This is a genomic window from Devosia sp. (assembly GCF_041917035.1).
Lineage (GTDB): Bacteria > Pseudomonadota > Alphaproteobacteria > Rhizobiales > Devosiaceae > Devosia_A.
The window spans coordinates 1-3458 of sequence record NZ_JAYRYM010000330.1 but is presented as its reverse complement, the minus strand read 5'-3'; the positions used below and the strand labels follow the sequence as shown (position 1 = coordinate 3458).

Here is a 3458-nt window from a genome sequence, read left to right as displayed (position 1 = left end):
GCCGGCGGCCGGATGGCAGCCCTCCCAGCCGTAGAAGGTGCCGTCCTCGAGCCGGACGGTGGTGGGCGACTTGAGGATCGACAGGTTGGCACCGGCCGCATCGAGCACGGCGAGCGGCAGGGTCGAGCCGTAGACAGCGTCGCGGAAGGCGACGGTCTCGGCACGGAGCTGGGCCCAGCGCTCGAGCACCTCCTTGGCGATGGTCTCGGCGCCCGTCCACTCGGTGGCGTACCAGTTCTTCCACTGGCCATTGGCCGGCGAGGGGTTGCGGAAGTGCCAGACCGGCGTGATCCAGTACTTGCGGAAATTGGGGGCATACCAGGTGAGCGCGAAGCGCACCGAGCGGGTTTCGCCCGGCGCGACCACGACGTGCCCGGCAACCAGGCTCGAATCGCGGTTGCGCCCCATGCCGCCGGCGACATCGACGGTGCCGTAGTCACGGTCGGCGAAGGGACCGGGCTGGTTGAGCTCCTTCCAGTAGACCTCGAGCGCGTCGAACCAGTGGCCGCGATACAGATGCGTCTGCCGGCTGGTCACCGGGCTGTCGGTGGCCAAGACGATCTCGGCATAGTGCGGGGCGCCGGTGTCGGGCTCGTCGGTGATCACCTTGACGCCGGTGACGCCCTTGCGGTTGACCCGGGTCGCCTTGGTGGGCGGCTGCAGGCCGTGCCCGACGACGCCGACGGCGGTGTAGGTGATCGGCGCCTCGGTGGGGTTGGTGAAGGCGATCTCGAACATTGCCGCCGGGATGCTCGAGTCGCGGTCGTTGAGCGGGATGAACGGGTTGAAGGCGGTGAGGCCGACAGCGCCGGGAAACTGCTCGCTCTCAAAGCTGAGGCTGGCGACCGGGAAGCGCCCCTCGAAGGTGTTCGAGCGGAAGTGCGGCATGCCGGCGAGGGAATCCCGGCGGGCGCCGAAGCCGAAATTGCGCGAGGTATCGGCCGGGAAGTCGCCGGTGCGATTGCCCAGGTACGGCCCGTTGAGGATGCGGGCGTCGAGCACCCTGCCATCCTGCTCGGCGCGGACGGCGAAGTGGCTGAGGCCGTTGGTGATGCCCTTGGCCGGGCGGTTCTGGATCTCCCAGTCGATCAGCCGGCCGGCGCCGCTCAGGCCGATCGAGCCGGTGCCGATGCCGCCCAGCGGAAACGAGATTTCCCGGGTGCTGTCGCCCTCGTAGACAAACGGTGCCGTCATCGGCATCTTGAGACATCCTCCACTAGCGCCATAACGGGCGTCGCTGCGAGGCTAGCCCAGTCGCGGCGGCACCACGTTCAGATGCCGCCACTGGAAAGAAGTGCACACCCTCATCGGCGCCGGAACAGCTCGCGCAGCGAGGGGGCCGCCATGAACACGGCGAGCAGGATCACCACGCCGTAGATGATCCTGAGCGCTCCCGCCTCGAGCCGGAAGATCGGCAGCACGCCGTTGAGCACGGTGAGCACCAGCGCCCCGGCGATGGTGCCCAGGTAGGAACCGGTGCCGCCCAGGATTGAGGCGCCGCCGATCGCCACCGCTGCGATCGAGGTGAACAGGTACGGATCGCCCATGCCCAGATAGGCCTGCCGGCTGTAGCCGGTCAGCAGGATGCCGGCGAGGGCGGCGGTGAGCCCGCTGATGGCGTAGGTGGCGATGATGGTGCGGGTGACCGGCACGCCGGAGAGCGTCGCGACCGTGCGGTTCGAGCCCAGCGCATACAGGTGCCGGGCAAAGCTGGTGCGCCGCTCGACGAAGATGACCGCCGCAGCCAGCGCCAGCCAGACGAGGAACATCACCGGCACATACTGGAAGATGCGGCCGGCGGCGACGAAGGTCAGGGCCTGCGGCGCCATCGGCGGCGGAAAGCCACGCGTGACGATCAGCAATAATCCCTGCGCGATGACGTTGACCGACATGGTCATGACGATGGGCGGCACGCGCAGCAGCGCGATGCCGATGCCGTTGACCACACCCACCGCGCAGCCGAGCAGGAGGATCAGCGGGACGATCCACAGCAGCGGCCAGTTCTGCCCGTGCGCGAGGGCGGTGACGAGGATGGCGGCGCTGTTGAGCACCCAGGGCACGCTGAGATCGATGCCGCCGCCGACGATGACGACGGTCTGGCCGATGGCGACGATGCCGATGAAGGAGGCCAGCGTCACCAGGGTGGCGATGTTGGAGGGCTGGGCGAAACCGGGGGAATAGAGGCTGACGATGACGAACAGCAGCAGCGCCGCGCCATGGGCGAGCAGGATCGGGCTGGGCGACTTCGGCAGGCGCATCAGTGTCCGCCCCCCTTCGCGCCGCGGGCCTCGGCGAGGCCGGTGAGCACAACCACCCCCATCAGGATGGCCCCCGACATCACCCACTGCCAGTAGCTCTGCAGCTTGAGCAGAAAGACCACGTCGCCGATCAGCGTCAGGATGAAGGCGCCGAAGATGGTGCCGGCCAGCGTGCCGCGCCCGCCCATCAGGCTGGTGCCCCCGATCACTACCGCGGCGATGGCCGGCAGCACGTATTGCGTGCCCACCGTGGGGTGGCCGGCGCCGGTCTGGGTACTGAAATAGAGCCCCGCCGCCGCCGCGAAGAGGCCGGACAGGCCATAGGCCCAGGCATTGGTGCCGAGCACCGAGACGCGATTGAGATAGGCGCTGCGCTCGTTGGAGCCGGCGGCGCGGATGGCGCCGAAGGTGCGGGTGCGGCTGAACCAGGCCCAGAGGACGATCAGGCCGGCGAGCAGCAGCGCCGGAATGCCGAGACCGAGCGGCATGGCATGGGCGAACGCGACCCAGTCCTTCGGCACGCCGCTGCTCTCGGCCGGGAGCACGGTCAGCGCGCAGCCCTCGAGGATCGACCAGGTGGCGAGCGTGACGACGAAGGGCTGCAGCCGGCCCAGCGTGATGATGATGCCGTTGAGCACGCCGACGCCGGCCCCGAGCGCCAGCACGAAGCCGATCCAGACGAGCGACTCCCCGAGGCCCGGATCGCCGCGCGTCGCGCAGATGGCGGTGGTGAGGCTTAGGATGCCGCCGATCGACAGATCGATGCCGCCGCGCGTCACCACGATGGTCTCGCCGGCGGCGATCAGGATCAGCGTCATCGCCGCGGCGACCTTGATGTTGAGCTGGTCGGGGGCGAAGGTCGTCGGCCGCATGATGCCGATGGCGAGGGCGAGCAGCACCAGCACGAGCAGCGGCGGCAGCCACAGATGGCGCCGCGACAGTTCGACGAGGCCGGTCATGCGGCGGCTCCCACAGAGAGCGTGGCGCTCAGGATCGCCCCCTCGGTCATCTGTGCGCCGGAGAGGGTCGCGGCGATCCGGCCATAGCTCATCACCAGGGTACGGTCGGCGACGTTGGCCAGTTCGGCCAGATCGGTGGAGAAGAACAGGATGGCGAAGCCGCGGGCGGCGAGATCGCGCATCAGCGCGAAGATCTCGGCCTTGGTGCCGACATCGACGCCGCGGGTGGGATCGAAGAACA

3 protein-coding genes and 1 pseudogene are annotated in these 3458 nt (G+C 69.0%); all 4 read right to left on the bottom strand.

Annotation, left to right across the window (positions count from 1 at the left end; all coding sequences use genetic code 11):
• Window positions 1–1194 (bottom strand): GH116 family glycosyl-hydrolase (locus ACE3TU_RS20450; protein ID WP_374627605.1); only part of this gene is annotated, 1194 nt, incomplete at its 3' end.
• Window positions 1195–1304: 110 nt separating this feature from the next.
• A complete protein-coding gene (locus tag ACE3TU_RS20445) occupies window positions 1305–2258 on the bottom strand; it encodes an ABC transporter permease (RefSeq protein WP_374627603.1) in 954 nt (317 codons plus the stop codon).
• The gene (locus ACE3TU_RS20440) at window positions 2258–3217 is read right to left on the bottom strand and encodes an ABC transporter permease (protein WP_374627600.1); all 960 of its coding nucleotides are present in this window, start codon (window positions 3215–3217) and stop codon (window positions 2258–2260) included. Before ACE3TU_RS20440 ends, ACE3TU_RS20445 begins: the two co-directional genes overlap by 1 nt.
• A pseudogene (locus ACE3TU_RS20435) lies at window positions 3214–3458 on the bottom strand (sugar ABC transporter ATP-binding protein); the annotation flags it as partial. The pseudogene ACE3TU_RS20435 and the gene ACE3TU_RS20440, both read right to left, overlap by 4 nt.